This is a genomic window from Actinophytocola sp., from assembly GCF_036378875.1.
Classification (GTDB): domain Bacteria; phylum Actinomycetota; class Actinomycetes; order Mycobacteriales; family Pseudonocardiaceae; genus Actinophytocola.
Genome location: NZ_DASUVO010000095.1, coordinates 33,573 through 51,068, shown reverse-complemented (window position 1 = coordinate 51,068; position 17,496 = coordinate 33,573). Strand labels below are relative to the sequence as shown.

The 17,496-nt window shown below is 69.2% G+C and carries 11 protein-coding genes; 3 read left to right on the top strand and 8 right to left on the bottom strand.

Annotated elements, in window-relative coordinates:
• The 4 genes from VF106_RS27385 to VF106_RS27370 form a co-directional block, all read right to left on the bottom strand.
• Positions 1–851: peptidoglycan DD-metalloendopeptidase family protein (locus tag VF106_RS27385; protein WP_330842729.1), on the bottom strand; the 851-nt coding region annotated here is incomplete at its 3' end.
• 9 nt (positions 852–860) lie between these two features.
• Complete coding sequence (locus VF106_RS27380) at positions 861–2,201, bottom strand: FG-GAP repeat domain-containing protein (protein ID WP_330842728.1); 1,341 nt, start codon at positions 2,199–2,201, stop codon at positions 861–863.
• 99 nt (positions 2,202–2,300) lie between these two features.
• On the bottom strand, positions 2,301–2,735 hold the full coding sequence (locus tag VF106_RS27375) for a M15 family metallopeptidase domain-containing protein (protein ID WP_330842727.1): 435 nt from the start codon (positions 2,733–2,735) through the stop codon (positions 2,301–2,303).
• Between the two features lie 53 nt (positions 2,736–2,788).
• A complete protein-coding gene (locus VF106_RS27370; protein WP_330842726.1) occupies positions 2,789–5,854 on the bottom strand; it encodes an AfsR/SARP family transcriptional regulator in 3,066 nt (1,021 codons plus the stop codon).
• Positions 5,855–6,045: 191 nt separating this feature from the next.
• Between VF106_RS27370 and VF106_RS27365 the strand changes: the two genes are divergently transcribed.
• Positions 6,046–6,660: a histone deacetylase gene (locus tag VF106_RS27365; protein ID WP_330842725.1), complete on the top strand. Its 615-nt coding sequence runs from the start codon at positions 6,046–6,048 to the stop codon at positions 6,658–6,660.
• A gap of 680 nt (positions 6,661–7,340) precedes the next feature.
• Complete coding sequence (locus VF106_RS27360; RefSeq protein ID WP_330842724.1) at positions 7,341–10,436, top strand: NHL repeat-containing protein; 3,096 nt, start codon at positions 7,341–7,343, stop codon at positions 10,434–10,436.
• On the opposite strand, the gene VF106_RS27355 is transcribed toward VF106_RS27360, so the two are convergent.
• The 4 genes from VF106_RS27355 to VF106_RS27340 form a co-directional block, all read right to left on the bottom strand.
• Entirely contained in the window at positions 10,423–11,826 is a 1,404-nt protein-coding gene (locus VF106_RS27355; protein WP_330842723.1) for a cation:proton antiporter, read from the bottom strand. The two genes, VF106_RS27360 and VF106_RS27355, sit on opposite strands and share 14 nt — an antisense overlap.
• 156 nt (positions 11,827–11,982) lie before the next feature.
• Positions 11,983–13,854 (bottom strand): vWA domain-containing protein, encoded by a 1,872-nt coding sequence (locus VF106_RS27350; RefSeq protein ID WP_330842722.1) that lies wholly within the window; start codon positions 13,852–13,854, stop codon positions 11,983–11,985.
• A complete protein-coding gene (locus VF106_RS27345) occupies positions 13,851–14,906 on the bottom strand; it encodes an AAA family ATPase (RefSeq protein ID WP_330842721.1) in 1,056 nt (351 codons plus the stop codon). The genes VF106_RS27350 and VF106_RS27345 overlap by 4 nt, the downstream gene beginning before the upstream one ends.
• Positions 14,907–15,210: 304 nt before the next feature.
• The gene (locus tag VF106_RS27340; RefSeq protein ID WP_330842730.1) at positions 15,211–16,599 is read right to left on the bottom strand and encodes a DUF1707 domain-containing protein; all 1,389 of its coding nucleotides are present in this window, start codon (positions 16,597–16,599) and stop codon (positions 15,211–15,213) included.
• Positions 16,600–16,877: 278 nt separating this feature from the next.
• Between VF106_RS27340 and VF106_RS27335 the strand changes: the two genes are divergently transcribed.
• Positions 16,878–17,477: a VOC family protein gene (locus tag VF106_RS27335; RefSeq protein WP_330842720.1), complete on the top strand. Its 600-nt coding sequence runs from the start codon at positions 16,878–16,880 to the stop codon at positions 17,475–17,477.
• Positions 17,478–17,496 lie beyond the last annotated feature (19 nt).

Genomic DNA, 17,496 nt, shown 5'->3' with positions numbered 1-17,496 from the left:
ATCCGTCGTGCTGTCGAGTCGGCGATCGCGAACCCGTTGTTCGGGTAGTACATGAGGTCCCCGTCGGGCTCGACGGCGATGATGTCCGCGGCACCGTCACCGCTGAAATCGGCGGACATGACCTGGCTGAACCCGTCCCAGCCCGTCCCGAGCCGCCGTGCCGTCGAGTCGGAGACCGCGATGCCGTTGTTGGGGTAGTACATGAGGTCCCCGGCCGCGTTGACGCCGAGCACGTCGGAGAAACCGTCCCCGCTGAAGTCGGAAACCCTTTCCCCGTCACCGGACCCGCCACAGTTGCGGCTGGTCACGTTGCGCCAGGTCGTCGACGACCCGGTGTAGGTCACCCCGTTGAACGTCGCGGGGACGCGCTCCGCCCCGGCGAAGCCCCAGGTGACACTTCCGCTGCCGTCGCTGTCGAAGCCCTGCTCGTAGTGCAGGTGCGGGTGGTTGTTCGACGTGGGACCCGTCCGGCCGACCCGGCCGATCAGCTGTCCCTGCTTCACCTGTGCCCCGACCGACACCTGCCGAGACTGCAGGTGCAGGTAGGTGGTGAAGTGGCCGCTCCCGTGGTTGATCTGGATCACGTTGCCCGCGTTGTTGTGGACGAAGGACTGGTTGACCGTGCCGGCCGCCGGGGCCAGCAGTGCCGCGCCCTCGGTGCCGACCTGGTTGGGTTCCCGCACCATGTCCAGCGCCGGGTTGTGCCCCCAGGTGTCCAGCCGCCACTGCTGCCCGCACTCGAACGGCAGCTGGAACGCCGGGGCCGCCTGGGCGGTCGATCCACTGAGGACGATCAACCCCGCCGCGATGGCGAAGCCGGCGACGACACTCAGAACCTTTCTGATGATCATGGCTGACTCCTACTCGGCGTGGGTGAACGAACCCCAGCCGGTGTCCAGCTGCTGTGAGCCGGAGATGGCGAGGCCGTTGTTCGGGAAGTACTGGACGTTGCCCGAGGCGTCGACGCCGAGGATGTCGGCGTGGCCGTCGCCGCTGAAGTCGGAGGCGAACACGTGGGCGTAGGTGCCGAAACCCGTCTTGAGCTGGGCGGCCCCGGAGATGGCGAATCCGTTGTTGGGGTAGTACATGAGGTCCCCGGCCGCGTTGACCGCGAGGATGTCTGCGGCCCCGTCACCGCTGAAGTCCGCGGCCATGAGGTGCTCGATCGTGCCCCAGCCGGTGGCCAGGCGGCGTGCGGTCGAGTCGGCGATGGCGAGGCCGTTGTTGGGGTAGTACATGAGTTCCCCGGCCGCGTTGACCGCGAGGATGTCGGCGTGGCCGTCGCCGCTGAAGTCGCCGGCTGCCACGTGGGGGTACGTGCCGAAGCCCGTCTTGAGCTGGGTGGCCCCCGAGATGGCGAATCCGTTGTTGGGGAAGTACATGAGGTTGCCGGCAGCGTTCACGCCCAGGATGTCCGCGGCCCCGTCACCGCTGAAGTCCGCCGCCATCACGTGGGAGTAGGCCCCCCAGCCGGTGGCCAGCCTGCCTGCCGTCGAGTCCGAGATCGCGATGCCGTTGTTGGGGTAGTACATGAGGTCCCCGGCGGCGTTGACGCCGAGCACGTCGGAGAAGCCGTCCCCGCTGAAGTCGGAAACCCTCTCCCCGTCGACCTTCTTGTAGCGGATGAACGTGAACTGGGACATCTCGTCCGGGCCGTTCCTGCCGAGCTTGCCGACGTTGTTCGTCGCGTAGGGGTTCTGCACGGTCTGGCCGGTGCTGTTGAACGAGTAGACGTACGCGCCTTCGTTGTGGTTGGCCGGGTTCACCCAGTGCGAGAACAGCTCCATGTGGCCGCCGGTGCCGCCACCGTCGTTGTCGTAGACCATCGCGTCACCGGCTCTCAACGCGTCCCGGGGGATGACCTCCATCCCGTTCCCGCTGCGCGCCCGGGAAAGGAAGACGTCGGTGGTCAGGCTGCTCCCCAGGTGCCAGGCCATCGACACCAGCCCGGAGCAGTCCCGGCGATAGGTGTGGCTGCCTTCGAGGTCGGTCGCCCACGAGCCGCCCATGTCGTAGGTGAGACGCCGGTCGACCCAGTTCTGTGCCCTGGCCATGATTTCCGAGCGGGCGATCGTACCGCCCACAGTGGACGCCGACGCGGCGGTGGGAGTGGTGAACAGCGGTGCGACCACGGCACCCAACAAGGCCAGCACGGCGCCGAGGACGACGGCCACGGCTCTTGGCCTGGCTTTCGATCTCATGTCGTTCACGCTTTCTGTGGAGTGGAGCCAAAGTTGGCGACGAGAGCAGCATCGGCGCGCCGGCTGCAAGTTCCCTGCAAATCCGCGGGTGGCGCGCTGTCAGGGGATGAGGTCGTACATCGGCGCCGGTGCGCCCGTGCCGGCGCACCAGGCGGCGTCGCCGAACGACCAGTGCCACCAGGTGTCGCCGCCGACCATGCCGACGGCCGTCAGGGCGGCAGCGGCCACGGGCCACTCCGGGGGCGGCGACACGGACCACAGGGCGGGCTCGGGCGAGCCGGAGACGGACAGGGCGAGGTCCACGGCACCGCCGGTCGCGTGCCCGCCGGTGTCCGGGCACGGCCCCGTATCGGCCGGGCCGCGGTGTCCCGACACGACCAGGAACCGCAGTGCCCTGGGGACAAGCGTCTGCGCGACCGTCAACCGGTCGACCACACCAGAACGGAGACGGACCCGGGCGCTCCAGCTCGCGGTCCGCAGCGCGTGGACGAGCGCGAGATCACGGAGCGGCTCGTCACACTGGTTGGAGGACATCGCCTCCACGCTGCCCGGCCGCGCTGTAAGAACGCCGCAAAAGCGCCGCAAGTTCAGCGCCCGTTGGCCGGGGTGGTGTGCTCGGCCAGCTCACGGACTCCGTAGAGCCGGAACACCTCGACCATCTCGGCCCGCAACTTCGCCGCGGCGGCCGCGTCTCCCGACGCCGCCAGCGTGTCGGCCAGGTCCCGCTCGGTGCGTGCCTGGTGCAGCGGCAGGTCGATCGCCCGCCACAGCCGAATCGCGGCACGCAACCGCCGCTCCGCGTCCACGAGCCTGCCCTCGGCGAGGTGGCGTTCCCCCATGGTGCGCAACGACATCGCCTCGCCCCAGCGGTCGCCGAAGGAACGCGAGGTGCGCAGGGCCTGCTCCAGCAACGCGTCCGTCTCCGCGCCGCGGCCGAGCCGGATGAGCGCCTTGGCCACCGACCGCGCGCTGTAGGCCTCGAGCAGCTCGTCACCGGTCTCGTGAAAGATCGTGCGTGCCTGCTCGCCGAGCTCGTAGGCCCGCTGGTACTCACCTCGGGCGCGGTGCACCAGGCTGAGCGTGCGCAACGTCATCCCTTCGCCGCGGCGGCTACCGAGCCGCCGGAAGGCCGAAAGCGATCGGGTGACGAGCCGGTGCGCGTCGGTCAGGTCGCCGAGCTCCAGCTGGACCAGACCGGCGAGCCGGCTCGAGTACGCGAGGGACGACTCGTCGCCGAGCTGGTGGAACATGGCGTCGGCAAGCTCGAAGAAGTGCAGCGCCTCGGACAGGTAGCCCTGCTCGTGGTTCGCCGTGGCGAGCGCGGCGAGGGTCATGGCCTCGCCGCGGGTGTCCCCGAGCTCGCGGAACACCTGCAGGGCCTGCATCAGGTAGGTGCGGGCCTCCGCGAGCCGGTCCTGCTTGTACCGCAGCTGCCCGAACTCGGCGAGCAGCATGCCCTCGGCATAGCGGTCCCCGCAGCGGCGCGCGGCGGCGAGCGCGGAGTTGTGGGTCCGCGTCCACGCGTCGAACAGGTTGCTCACCGCGAACGACGCTGACAGCGCCGAGGCCAGGTCGGCGGCGAGCTTGCCGAGATCCAGCTCGGCGGCCCGTTCGACGCTGGTCACCAGTGAGTGGTGCTCGGTGGCGAACCACAGGTGCGGATCGGCGAGCGCCACGTCGACGGCCGGAGCCAGCCATCGCGACGGCTCCCGGTCGGCGACCGCCCGCCGGTCGCGCGGCGACAACCCGCCCGGCGGCCGGCTGGCCAGGATCGTGTCGACCGCGTGCAGCCAGCCCGTCACCACCCTGGCCACCGCCGCCGTCACCACGTCCGGCAGGTCCTCGGCGGCGGCTCGCTCGGCCGCGAAGATCCGCAGCAGGTCGTGCATCTCGTACCGGCTCTGCCCGCACCCGTCCACCCCGCCGAAGGTGAGCAGGTGCGCGTCCACCAGGTCCTCGATCAACCGGTCGACCACGTCCTCGGTCACGTCCAGCAGCGCGCCGACCACCCACACCGGGATCGTCGGCAGGCCGAGGGCACCCAACCGGCGGAACGTGGCCCTGGCGTCCTCGCCGAGCGCGTCGTAGCTGATACCGAACGAGGCGCGTACCTGCTGGTCACCCGCGGACAGCTCGTCGAGCCTGCGCGTCTCGTCGTCGAGCCGGTCGGACAGCTGCGCGAGCCGCCAGTGCCGCCGGGTGGCCAGGCGGACGCCGATGATCCGCACCGCGAGCGGCAGCCGGGCCGACTGGTCCACCAGCCGTCTCAGCGCCGTCGGTTCCGCCGCGACCCGGTCGTCACCCGTGATGCGGATGAGCAGCTCGCGTGCCTCGGCGTCCGCCATCACGTCGAGCTCGGTGAGCCGGGCACCGACCAGTCCGGCCATCCGGTTGCGGGAGGTGACCAGCACGGCGCACCCGGGCGTCCCGGGTAGCAGCGGACGCACCTGTGCCTCCGTGGTCGCGTCGTCGAGCACCACCAGTACCCGGCGGCCGGCCAGCATCGACCGGTACCGCTCGGCCTGTTCCTCCACTGTGGACGGAATGGTGTCCGGTGTGTCGCCGAGCGCCTTGAGAAACCGCGCGAGGATCGCGTCGGTCGACGCCGGCGTGCCTGTCGTGCCGTGCAGCTGGGCGAACAGCTGACCATCGGGGAAGGAATCGACCAGCTCGTGCGCCGCGCGCAGTGCGAGCGTCGACTTGCCGACCCCGCCCTGCCCGGACACGACCCAGACCGGCACGGTGCCCGCCGCGGCCTCGGACGAGAGCTCGGCGGTCACCTCCGCGAGCTGCCGGCCGCGGCCGGTGAAGTCCGCGGGGACCGCGGGAAGCTGCGCCGGACGCGGAACGGTTGGGGAGTCCGGCACGCTTCGCCGGCCTGCCGTCGCGATGGCAGGCCGGTCCCCGATGCCGAGCGCGCCCGGGTCGGAGCGCAGGATCGCCTCGTGGGCGGCGCGTAGTACCGGCCCTGGCTCGACACCGTGCTCGTGGACCAGGAACTGCCTGCCCTCCCGGTACACGGCAAGCGCGTCCGCCTGCCGGTCGAGCGCGTACAGCGCGACCATCAGGTGACGGCGCAACGCCTCCCGCGCCGGGTGCCGCCGCACCGCGACCGTCAGCTCGCCGACCAGTGCCTCGTAGGTGCCCAGCGCGAGACCGGCCGCGGCTCGCTCCTCCAGCACCGCCAGCCTGGCCTCGTCCAGCCTGGCCGCCTCGGCGGCGAGCGTGGACCGGCCCAGCTCATCCAGCGCCGGCCCCCGCCACAACGACAGGGCCTCGTCGAACAGCTCCGCGGCGCGCTCGGTGCCGCCGCGCACCGCCTCGGCCCGCGCCTCGGCGACAAGTCGGTCGAACCGGACATGGTCGACGTCGCCCGGCTCGACACGCAACACGTAGCCGGGCGTCCGCGTCTCGATCACCTCACTGCCGCCGGGCAGCTTCCGGCGCAGCGCCGACACGTACGACTGCACGAGATCGGTGGCCGTGGCTGGCGAGTCATCACCCCACACCACGTCGACGAGGCGGGACACCGAGATCACATGCCCCGGATCCAACGCGAGAGCGGCCAACAACGCTCTCGGCTTGCTACCGCCAACGGGCACCCGCGCGGCTCCGGACCAGACCTCGACCGAGCCCAGAACCCGGATCTCCATGCACTCCCCCAGGACAACGCGTGTCCTTTAACCCCTGAAGCATACCGAGGATCTCGATGCGGTTCGCACCTTTCGTCGCCATGGCCGAGACCGGGCAAGGCCGCCAGATCACTCAATTGTGGGATTGCCCGATTGTTCAACAATCCTGGAGACTCGGCGCAGTAGTGCGCGGACAGGGAAGGAGCCAAGGGATGAGCCTGGTCTGGTACGTGAGCTACGGATCGAACATGCACGCCGAGCGCTTCGCCTGCTACCTCGCGGGCGGCGCCCCTGACGGCGGCAACCGAACCTATCCCGGCTGCCGTGACCGCGGCGCGCCACGAGCCACCCGCGGCTGTTCAGTGGGCGGCACGGTCTACTTCGCCACCGAGTCCCCCGTATGGGGCGGCGGTCGCGCCTTCTACGACCAGCACCTGCCAGGCACCACGTTCGCACGCGCTTATCTGATCACCGAGCAGCAGTTCGCCGACATCTGCAACCAAGAGATGTACCGGCCACCCGGTATCGACCTCGACCTCAGCGAGGTATTGAAGAACGGCCGCGCCACGCTCGGGAACGGTCGCTACGAAACACTCATCCACCTCGACGACCGCGACAGCCACCCCATGCTCACCTTCACCGCACCCTGGTCCTACGGCGACAAACCACTCGTCGCACCATCGGGACCCTACCTACGAATGCTCGGCCACGGTCTCCTCTCCACACACGGATGGACCCTGCGGCAGACCGCCGACTACCTCGCCAGCCTGCCCGGTGCGGCCGACGTATGGTCCCCGGACGAGATCATCCCCATGTTGGGCCCTTGAGAGCCCAGGTTCTGGAAGATGTCCGCGACCCGCCGGGTCACGGCTTGAACGTAGGGCATGTACTCATCCGGATCGACGTGGTCGCAGACCCGTATTCGGTTCGTGCGAAAGCTGCTGACGGGCCGCCACCAGCGCGAGATCGAGTAGGGCAGCAGACGATCGTCAGTGGCCATGATCATGGCCAACCCACGCCACGAGGCCGTCATCGACGCCCGCGTCCACCTACCGCCACACCATTCGACCTGGGCACGATCATCGATGTCGACGGGCAGGTGAAGGTCGGCCGCGCGGGATCGTGATGTGCTGAAGCATAGGCTCGGACTCGTTGACACGGCGGAATTCGTGGGCTGGGTGACCCCGCGCTGCTCGACCACGACCTTCTGGTCGCCGAGCGCCTGCTCGACGACCCCGCGACGGTGCTCGACCTCCTCCTCGACTCAGCGGCCGTGGCCCTCACGGTCAAAACTTAAACAATTCCGTTCTACCGACTGTTGGGCGTTCTCACTCATCCGACCGCTCGCCTTCTCCGGCTGCGTTTGATATCCACAGTGCACCAATGGATAATCAGCCGTGATATGACACGTTTTTGTCATCAAAAAGGATCGTTCCCTCACCTCCGTTGAGGGTCAGGAGGCGGTATGTATGAGGATGGGCTTTCTGAACCCGAGCGGAGAATGTGGATGGAGTTCCCCAACAGCGGTCACGTCGACCTGAGTACCGGAGACCCGCGGCGGGACGACCCGGCCGGGGCCTCCGGCTGGGGTCCTGACCGGACCATCGACGCGGACACGATCGTCAAACTGCTCACCGGTGCCCGCCCGGTGGAGGATTGGCAGTCCCCCGCGCTGGTGCTGTCCGGTGCGCGCATCTCGGGCGTGCTGGACCTGCGCGGCCGAACTGTCAGGCCGGACGTGCTGCTGCGCGGCTGTTCGTTCGACGAGCCGTTGCTGTTGGAGGAGACCACCTGCGCGACGTTGCGGCTGTCCGAGTGCCACATGCCCGGCGTGCACGCCTCGTGGTTGATCAGCTCGGGCAGCGTCCACATTCGTGGCTGTGTCGTCACGGGCAAGGTCGACCTCTCCGGCGCGCACATCGGCCAACAGCTCGTGCTGAGCCGGTCGCGCCTGCGCAACCCGGGTCTCGACGCCGTGCTGGCGGACGGGATGGTCGTCGACGGCGACTGCCTGTGCCGCGACGGTGCCGAGGTCGAGGGGCGGTTCAGCCTTCTCGCGGCCCGCATCGGAGGCGAGCTGCGGTTCACCGACTCGCTACTGTCCAATGAGGATGGAATTGCCTTGCTCGCCGACCGCGTCACAGTCGGCAAGGACGCGTACTTCCGCGAGAAGTTCACCGTACGGGGCGAGGTGCGCCTGTTCGGCGCGCACATCGCTGGGCAGCTCAACTTCAACCACGCGTCGGTGCGGAACCCGGGCGGGGTCGCGTTCAACGCCGACCAGATCGTCGTCGGCGGCAACCTCTACTGCCACGACAACTTCCTGGTGAAGGGGCAGATCCGGCTGGTGGCCGCGCACGTCGACGGCGAGGCGCGGTTCAGTTCCTCGACGCTCGAGCATCCCGGCGGTGTCGCCCTGCTCGCCGACCGGCTCACCGTTGGAGCGGACCTTTACTGCCGCCAGAACCTGCGGGTCGTCGGCGGGATCAGCCTGGCCGGCGCACACATCGGCGGGCAGGTCAGCTTCTCCAGTGGCCGCATCGAGAACCCGGAAGGGGTGGCGCTGGCCGCCGAGCAGCTCGTTGTCGACCAGAACCTGTACTGCCACGAGGGCTTCGCCGCGGTCGGCGAGATCCGCCTGGTCGCCGCCCACGTGGGGGGTGAGGCACGGTTCAGCAGCGCCGAGTTGAGCAACCCGGGCGGGATCGCCCTGAACGCGGACCGGATCACGGTCGGACTGGGGATGTACTGCCGCAACGACCTCCGGGTCCGCGGGACGGTGAGCCTGCGCGAGGCGCAGATCGGCGACCAGCTCAACTTCAACCACACAACGCTCGACTGTCCGGGCGGGGTCGCGTTCGACGGCGACCGGATCGTCGTCGGCGACCACTTGTACTTCCAGGACGGCTGCCACGTGACCGGCGAGGTCACGCTGGTGGCCGCCCGAGTGGGCGGCGAGGTGCGGTTCAGCTCCGCGTCGCTCACCAACCCCGAGGGCGTGGCGTTGCGCGGTGACCGGATCACCGTCGAGAAGGACTTCTTCGGGCGGGCGGGGCTCACGGTCGCCGGCGAGGTCAGCATGCTCGGCGCGCACATCGGCGGGCAGCTCAACTTCAACAATTCGACCCTGCACAACCCGGGAAAGGTCGCGCTCAACGCCGATCACCTGGTCGTGGGTGAGCACCTGTACTGCCACAACGGCTTCGAGGCCGCAGGGGAGATCCGCCTCGAGGCCGCCCGGATCGGTGGGGAGGTTCGGTTCAGTGCCGCGCGGCTGCACAACCCGGGAGCGACCGCGTTGCTGGCGGAGCGGCTCGTGGTCCGCGACAGCCTGTTCTGCCGCTCCGGCACCGAGGTCGACGGCGCGATCGTGCTGAACGGCGCGGACATCGCCGGCCAGCTCAGCTTCTCCAGTGCCACGCTGACCGGCGCCGATGGCGTCGCACTGCACGCCAGGCAGCTGTGCGTCGGCAGCCATCTGCTGTGTGAGAACGGCTTCACCTCAAACGGCGAGATGGATTTCACCGACGCCAACATCGGTGGGGAGTTCAACCTCAACTCCGCGACGCTCGGCGCGAACACCGCTGATGGCGTTCCGGTCGAGGGAAAGGTGGCATTGCGTGCGCCCTGGGTGATAATCGGCGTCGACATCAACTGCCGGGAAGGTTTCACGGCCCACGGGTCGCTCCTGCTCGAAGGCGCCCACATCAGCGGCCATTTCAGCCTCACGGGAGCGTCCATCCGCGTGCCCGGCGGCGTCGCGCTGGATGCCAAGGGCATCGAGGTGGGCGAGGACATGTCGTGCAACGAGGGCTTCGTGGCCGAAGGGAAGGTGAGCCTGCACGGCGCGCACATCGCCAACAACCTCGACTTCCGCAACGCCGAGCTGAGATGCCCCGCCGGCGTGGCCCTGGACGCGGAGGACCTCCAGGCCGAGCGCATGCTCATGCCGAAGGAGGTGCGAGCCGGCAAGATCATCCTGCGGAACGTCAAGCTCAACGAGCTCGACGACAAGTGCGAGGTGATGCCCGAGCACATCGACGTCACCGGGTTGTCGTACGAGACGCTGATCCCCCCGCTGACCCCGCAGCGGCGGCTGGAGTGGCTGGCCCGAGGCGAGGAGCGGGAGGACCACTTCGACCCCCAGCCGTACGAGCAGATGGCCCGTTCGTACCGCAGGCTCGGCTACGACGACCATGCGCGGACGGTCCTGCTCGCGAAGGAACGTCGTCTGCATGCCAAGGGATCACGCATACACCGGCTGTGGGGCCGGCTTCAGGACGTGACGATCCACTACGGCTACAACCCCGCCCGCGCGTGGGTGGGTTTCGTCGCGCTGGCCCTGATCGGCACCGTGTTCTACACGCTGTACCCGCTGGAGCCGCTGCCGGAGGCCAAGGGCGGCCCGGGCGACACGGCCGCGCGGTCCAACCCGTTCCTGTACACGCTCGACCTGCTGCTCCCGATCGCCAGCTTCGGCCAGCGGGACCTGTGGAACCCCACCTGGGTCCAGCATGTGGTCGGCAGCGTGATCATCGTGGTCGGCTGGACGCTGGCCGCCCTGGCGATCATCGGCGTGGCCCGGCGGTTCAACCGGCCATGACGCCGTTCTCGGGCTCCCGCTGCACGGCCGGCCCGTTCAGCCGCAACGCACCGAGCAGCGGCGCGGTCATTGTCGTGGTCACCAGCGTCATGACCACGAAGATCGCGAAGAGATCGGCGCCGATGATCCCCAGCGTGAGCCCGGTGCTGAGCACGACCAGTTCGGTGAGCCCGCGGCAGTTCATCATCACCCCGAGCGCGAGCGAGTCCCGCCAGGCGATCCGGCCGACCCTGGCGGCGACCGTGGTGGCCCCGATCTTGCTCACGGCCGCCACCACGATAACGAGCACACATACCAGAAGGTCGGTCGTGCTGACCGACACCACCAGGTTGATGCGGAACCCGACGGTGGCGAAGAAAAGCGGCATGGCGGCCAACACCAGGGCGGTGGCGAACCGAATCGCGGAGCCGACGACCGGTATCCCGCGCGGGAGGACGGCTCCGGCCAGGAACGCACCGAAGATCGCGTGCACCCCGATGTAGTCGGTGAACCAGGCGAAGCTCAGCCCGAGGAGACCGACGAGGAGGATGGCCACCGCGCCCCTGCCCCGGCCCTGCCATGACTCGATCCATTGGAAGAGGCCCCGGAGCCAGGGCCGCAGCAGCAACGCCGCGGTCACGAACGCGACGGCCGCCCCGATCGTCACCAGCACGCCGAGGGGTGAGGCGCCGCGCGCCACCGCGATGGTCACGGCGAGCAGGCACCACGCCAGCAGGTCGCCCACGCCCGCGCTGACCAGACCCAGCACGCCAAGCCGAGTCCCGACCAGCCCCCGGTCGCGCAGAATCCTTGCCAGCACGGGAAAGGCTGTCACTCCCATGGCCACCCCGACGAACAGCACGAACGCCAACGGGTTGACGTCGTCCGGCCGGTAGTGCCCGGCGAGGAGCAACGCTGCCGCCACCCCGCACAGGACGGGAACCGCGAACATCGAGACGGCGACGAGGCCGACCATGCGCTGCCCGTCGCGTAGTTGGCCGAACGAAACCTCGGCACCGATGATCAACATGAACAGGGCGACGCCGACCGACGCGATGCCGCTCAGATACGGCATCAACCCCGGCGCGAAGATGAACTGCTGCGGTCCGGGCGCCAACTGGCCGAACAATGTGGGACCCAGCAGAATTCCCACGAAAATCTCACCGATGACCCGCGGCTGGCCCATCCGCTCCGCGGCGTACCCGGCGACCCATCCGGCCAGGACAATCACCGCGACGGCCGTCAGCAGGCGCCACCACAGCAGGTCCCCCGTACCGAACAACGCCCCGATAGGGTCGGCATACTCGACCGTGAACCACCAGACGAGCACCCCTGTCGCGACGACCGCCGCGACCGCCACGAGCAGTAGGACAACACTTCGCCGGGCAGGGGTCGTACTCTCGAAACGCAAGGCCGATCCTCGTCTCCCCGCTGAAGCGGCGGTCCAGCTAAGGGCAGTGATTATACCGAAACCAGGTAACGCCCAATCGGGTGAACAATTACCGTGGAATCCTCAACCTAATCGGGTGAGGTTCTCGTCGCCGGCGACATGCTTTCGATCGACAAGTCAGCACACGCGAAAGACGGGCCCCTTCGCGACGAACGGCAACCTGGCGCCCTCGGGCACCAGGAAGGCGTGCTCGCGCCGCACCCGCACCCGGTCACACAGGGCGTCGGTGATCACCAGGATCGGGCCGTCGGCGGGGAAGTCGACCGCCCGCTCAAGCAGGTCGACGCCAGGCTGCAGCACCGTGCCACCCCGGCCGCGGACCTTCACCCGGCCCGCGATTTCCGACGGCGACAGGTAACCGGCGTCGTAGGCCACCGCGTCGCAGAACACCACTCGGGCGGCCGGGACGTCGCGTGCCGTCGCGTAGGAGGCGATCGCGCCGAGGGCCTTGCCGAGCAGCTCCGTATCCATCGACCCGGACGTGTCCAGCACGACGCCGAACGTCAGCTCCCGCGCCAGCTCCTCCGGCCGCAGCTTGCCGGGCCGCGGGATGTCCGGTGTCGCGGACTGGCGGCGTGAGGCCCGTGCGTAGGTCCGTGTGGGCTCCGGCGCCCTGACGTGTTCGTCGAACCAGCGCGCGAGCCGCGCGTCCCACGGCGGCGGCGGGTGCTCCAGTGCCCGGATCTCCTCCTCCAGTCCGTACGGCACCAGGCCGCGGCCGGCGGTTCGGTGGTACTCGAGGCCCTGTGTCAGTGCGCGGCGGTAGAAGTCGTCGAGGTCGGTGGCGTCGACGCGGTGCGTGGTCCGCTGCCACGGCGCGGCGGCCCCCGGCTTCCGCGATCCTCGGCGCTGCGCGGCCGCTGGCTCGGACAGCCAGTCGCCCAGCACGTCGCCCTGCTCCGCAGCACCGAGGGTCAGCAGTTTGCGGGCCCGGCGCAGGTCTGTGACCAGCGTGTCGTACACCGACTCCGCGGAAAGGCCGGTGAGCTGCTGGTCGTAGAGGGCGCCCTCCGGCAGGTGCCCGACCCCCATGGCGACGAGCCAGCCGTTGATCACGTAGTCGCAGGCGACGTTCCACAGGTAAGGGTCGCGGCCGGCGACGCGGCGGTCGTGCCGGAGCGCGGCGTGCAGCATCTCGTGTGCCAGCACGAACCGCCACTCCTCCGCGGAGAGGTTCGCGTACGGGTTCACGTAGATCTCGCCGTGCTCCGCGCTGACCGCCGCGATCCGGATGTCCCACGCCCGCGCGACGTCCGCGTCCGGCACGAGCGTGAACCCGGCCGCGACCGCGCCGAGCAGCGGGTACGAGGAGGTGAACCACGACAGCGCGTGGTCCCACTCGCGCATCGCACGCAGGTGGCGGGTCTGGCCGTGGGACTCGGCGGCCCGGGTCATCGCCTCGGTGGCCGCGTCGGCGAGGCCCCGCGCGAACTTCTGGTCCCAGGCCGGCGGCTGGTTCACCCAACCGTGCCGCGGGGCCGACACCAGGCACGGCCGGTCGCCTCTCGTGCCGATGCCGGCGAACTCGGCCGGGACGCCCGTCGTCCGCCACATCCGCGTGAGCGCCAGTTCGTCGCCACCCGGCAGCTCCGGCAGCCACCTCAGTGGTTCACCGATGCGCACGGTCTCGGCGAAGCGGTTGACCGCCACACAGCACGCGCTCGCGTAGGCCCGTTCGTAGTCGCCGGCGGGGGTCAACCCGCCGGCGTCGGCCAGCCGGCCAGCGTCGGTGTGGCCGAGGCCCAGGTGCAGCAGCAGGTGCGCGAAGACCCACGACCACTCGGCCGGCGTGCCGTCCCGTTCGAGATTCGCCGTGACGCGGCCCCACTCGTCGACCACGGCCCACGCGTCCACGCCGGTCACGCCTTCCGGATTGATGTGGACCGTCTCGGCGAGCCGGCCGAGCACGATGCTGTCCCGCACCGCCGCCCAGCCGGCCGCCCGTGCCGCGTTCCGGCGCTCGCTGCGCTTGTCCTCGGCTTTGCTCATGACCGGGCCGCCACCAACCGGGGCAGGTCACGGGCCGCCTCGACCAGGAACCAGGCGGGCAGCTGGTTGCCCTGCTCGTCCTCGGCGATGATCAGCTGCGCGATCTCCAGGGAGATCTCCGCCAACTCCACGAGGAGCGACTTCGCGCGGAACGCGAACTGCCGCGCGGCGGGAGACGCGTGCCGCCGGTCGGCCGGCAGCTCCTTGGCGAGCCGCGCCCGGAACGTCTCCGCGAGGAAGTAGAGCAGGTCTCGGTCCGCCGGCGCGTCCGGCCAGCGCCGGTCGCCCTTGACAATCGCGTCCAGGTCGTACGCGTGCCGGGCGACCTTCAGGTACGCGCGGAACGCGCCCGCGTGCCGCGGGGTGAGCGTCCCGTACGCGAGCAGCGTGATCGTCTCGTCGTCGGGTTCGGTGTAGGAGTGCAGGACATCGGAGAGCATGTGCCAGGCGCGGGGCGTGGAGAAAGGCTCCTCGGTCTTGGGCGCGGGCGACCACAGGTGGTCGGGGCGCTGGGTGAGGTACTCCACGATCCACGGGTGGATGCCGTGGTTCGCCGCCCAGGTGAGCCAGTCCGCCGCGGACGCGCGCAGATGGACGTGCACGAGCCGGTTGACCAGCGCGGTGGCCATCGGCCGGGCGAGCGCCTGGTCGGTGGCCCGGTTCCCGGCGCCGATCACGACCGAGCCATCGGGCAGCTCGTACGACCCGATGCGCCGGTCGAGGATGAGTGAGTAGAACCCCTTCTGGACGTCCGGCGCGGCCGCGTTCAGCTCGTCGAGGAACAGCACGTAGGGCGTGTCCCGCGCGATCTGCTCCGGCGGGCAGAACTGGCTGCGCCCGTCGACGATCCGCGGCACGCCCATGAGGTCCTCCGGCGCCAGCTGGGTACCGAGGAGCGAGACGCAGTCCAGCCCCAGCGACGCGGCGAACTGGCGAACGAGCGAGGACTTCCCGATTCCCGGTGCGCCCCAGAGGAAGACAGGGCGCACGACGGCGACGTTCAGCAGCACTTCTGGTAACTGCGCGGGTGTGACCGTCGCGTGGGCATGCACGTGGACCTCCTGGCTTCGTCAGGACATCCCTTCGTGTGACGCCCCCTTCCGTGCTCGATGATCCCGCGCTTTTCCCGCCACCGCACCCGAATTTCCGGCACGCCGCGGGCGAAGGAGCTGGACTCCTTGCCGCGCAAAAGGTTTCGGACGTTCCGCACCACAATGGACGTTCTTCGACCATGAACGAGATTCAGTGCTCCGGCGGTCACGGGTCAGCGGCTGCGAACTGGGACCAGCCATGACCGTGCTGGGTGCCGTCGCGGATCGCCATGCGCGGGCACCCGCGATCATTTGATACGGGCAGCTACCGCGATTGCGTGGCCTGTTCCGTCAACAGATCAAACTGTACCGCCAACTGCTCGTACTGTTCCAACAGCGGCTCAATCTGTCCCGTCAGATATTCGACCACTCCCGGCGGCACCTGCTCGACCTGGTCCGGCAGTTGCCTGATCTGTGCCCATAGTGGCTTGGACTGTTCCGTTAGCCCTATCCACCGTTCCGACAGTCGCTGTTTCCGGAACTTTCGCGCTATTTGCCCGGCCAGTTTCGGTGGCAGCTGCTCGAGCAGTTCCGGTAGTTGGTCGCACTGTATCGTTACTTGTTCGGCCCGCTCCGTCATTCGGTTGATCTTTTCCGTCAGTTGCTCGAGCTGTTCCGTTCGTCGCGCGACCTGTTCGAGCAGTTCCTCGTCGTGCGAGTTCTCTTCACGAGGAGCCGACTCCGCTGGGAGCTCAGCCACGACGGGGCGACGTGAACGTTTCACGAGCACGACCAACCCGATCAGCCACACCACGGCGACCAAAACGGTAACGACGACGCGAGCCTTCTCCGGCAGTTCGGTCGCACAGATCCCGCCGATGATGACACCAACCAAGCTGTACACGCAGACGTCGATGAGGCCCATGGCCCGCCACTCACGCCGGGGCTTCGCAACGGGCGGCTCCGCCGGCAGCGGCGCCGGTGGAGGGGCGGGCTCCGGCAGGTCCGCCACCAACCTCTCCAGCTCGCTGCTCAGCCGCGCCGCGTACACCGCGCGCACCCGCTCGTCGAACTCGGTCAGATCGAGGAACCCCGCCTCCACGGCGTCGTACAGTCGAGCGGCGACGGCCTCCCGTTCCACGTTGGACACCCGCGCCGGCGCGGTGGGCGACCGCGAGCTCGTCGTCAGGTCGGCGACCAGTGCCGCGAGCTGCGCGTCGCTGGTCGCGTTCCGGACCGCCTCGACGCGGCCGTGCTGCTCGGCGGGATCCAGCAACCCCTCGGCAACCGCGGCCTCGATACGTTCGATCGCCTGCTGACGCTCGGCCAGACTCGCCCTGGCATCCAGGTCGCCGACCACCGCGTCGACGTCCGCATACACGACGGCTCGCCGCACCAGCTCCTCGGCGCCGACATACTCGGCCGCCTCGATCCGGCCGTCGGACAGCGCCTCGGCCAACCGGATCAGCGCCTCCTCCCGATCCACGGTGGAGATCCGCAGTCCTGAGCCACGCTGCCCGTGGCGACTGGGCAGATCGGTGATCGCCGGCGTCAGGTCCGAGCCCACCTTGGCGGCCTGTATGACCATCAACCGCCGCTCATACTCGGCGAGATCAAGCCGGCCCTCCCGCAACGCGGCGTCCAATGTGCCGGTGGCCGCCGCGCGAGCGTCGTGACCGATCCGGGTCTCCGTACGATCTGAGCTTCTCGCCACCGGAAGATCATAGTCGGCCGACGTGGTGGCACACCACGAGATGGGCGTCGCTTCTGTTGAACAGCAACGGATCCGCGGCTCAACACACCGACCGGCGTACACGTTGATGCCGACACGGGTAAACGTCCCAGCCCACGCAAACGGGTCAGCTGTGCGTTCGCGCTGCCAGAGCCGGGTCCACGTGTCCCACGGTGTCCCACGGACGGCGCGGGCCACGGCGCGCCGATGGTCAGATCTCTCCTGTCAGCGACACCACCCAACTCGCCAAAGGACAGGACATGACCACTTTCGAATCCGTCACCCTGGAGGTTCCGGACCCGACGGCCGCGGGCGCCTTCTACGAAGCCTTCGGTGTGGGCCCGTACGTCAACGTGCGCGCGTCGGAGACATCGACGACCGGCTTCCGCGGGTTCGCGCTGTCGCTCGTGGTGTCCCAGCCGGGCAACGTGGACGCCATCGTCGGCGCCGCCCTCGATGCCGGTGCCACGACGTTGAAGCCGGCCACGAAGGGGTTCTGGGGTTACGGCGGCGTCGTACGCGCTCCGGACGGGACGATCTGCAAGGTCGCGACCTCGAAGAAGAAGGACACCGGTCCCGCCGCACCGCGGATCGACCAGGTCGCGCTTCTCCTGGGAGTGGCCGACGTCAAGGCGAGCAAGCGGTTCTATGTGGACCGCGGCCTGGCCGTGGCGAAGAGCTTCGGCGGCAAGTACGTCGAGTTCGACACCCCCTCGTCGACCGTCACACTCGCGCTCTACCCGCGCCGCGCCCTCGCCAAGGACACCGGTGTCGCGGAGGAGGGCACTGGATCGCACCGGATCGTGATCGGCGGCGATGCCGGGCCCTTCACCGACCCGGACGGGTTCGTATGGGAGTAGCGCACCGGCGGCAAGCCCT

Bases quoted from the DNA above. Each gene is read 5' to 3' on its own strand.
- VF106_RS27375 (WP_330842727.1), bottom strand. From the start codon at position 2,735: ATGTCCTCCAACCAGTGTGACGAGCCGCTCCGTGATCTCGCGCTCGTC.
- VF106_RS27350 (WP_330842722.1), bottom strand. From the start codon at position 13,854: ATGAGCAAAGCCGAGGACAAGCGCAGCGAGCGCCGGAACGCGGCACGG.
- VF106_RS27370 (WP_330842726.1), bottom strand. From the start codon at position 5,854: ATGGAGATCCGGGTTCTGGGCTCGGTCGAGGTCTGGTCCGGAGCCGCG.
- VF106_RS27380 (WP_330842728.1), bottom strand. From the start codon at position 2,201: ATGAGATCGAAAGCCAGGCCAAGAGCCGTGGCCGTCGTCCTCGGCGCC.
- VF106_RS27365 (WP_330842725.1), top strand. From the start codon at position 6,046: ATGAGCCTGGTCTGGTACGTGAGCTACGGATCGAACATGCACGCCGAG.
- VF106_RS27335 (WP_330842720.1), top strand. From the start codon at position 16,878: ATGACCACTTTCGAATCCGTCACCCTGGAGGTTCCGGACCCGACGGCC.
- VF106_RS27360 (WP_330842724.1), top strand. From the start codon at position 7,341: ATGGAGTTCCCCAACAGCGGTCACGTCGACCTGAGTACCGGAGACCCG.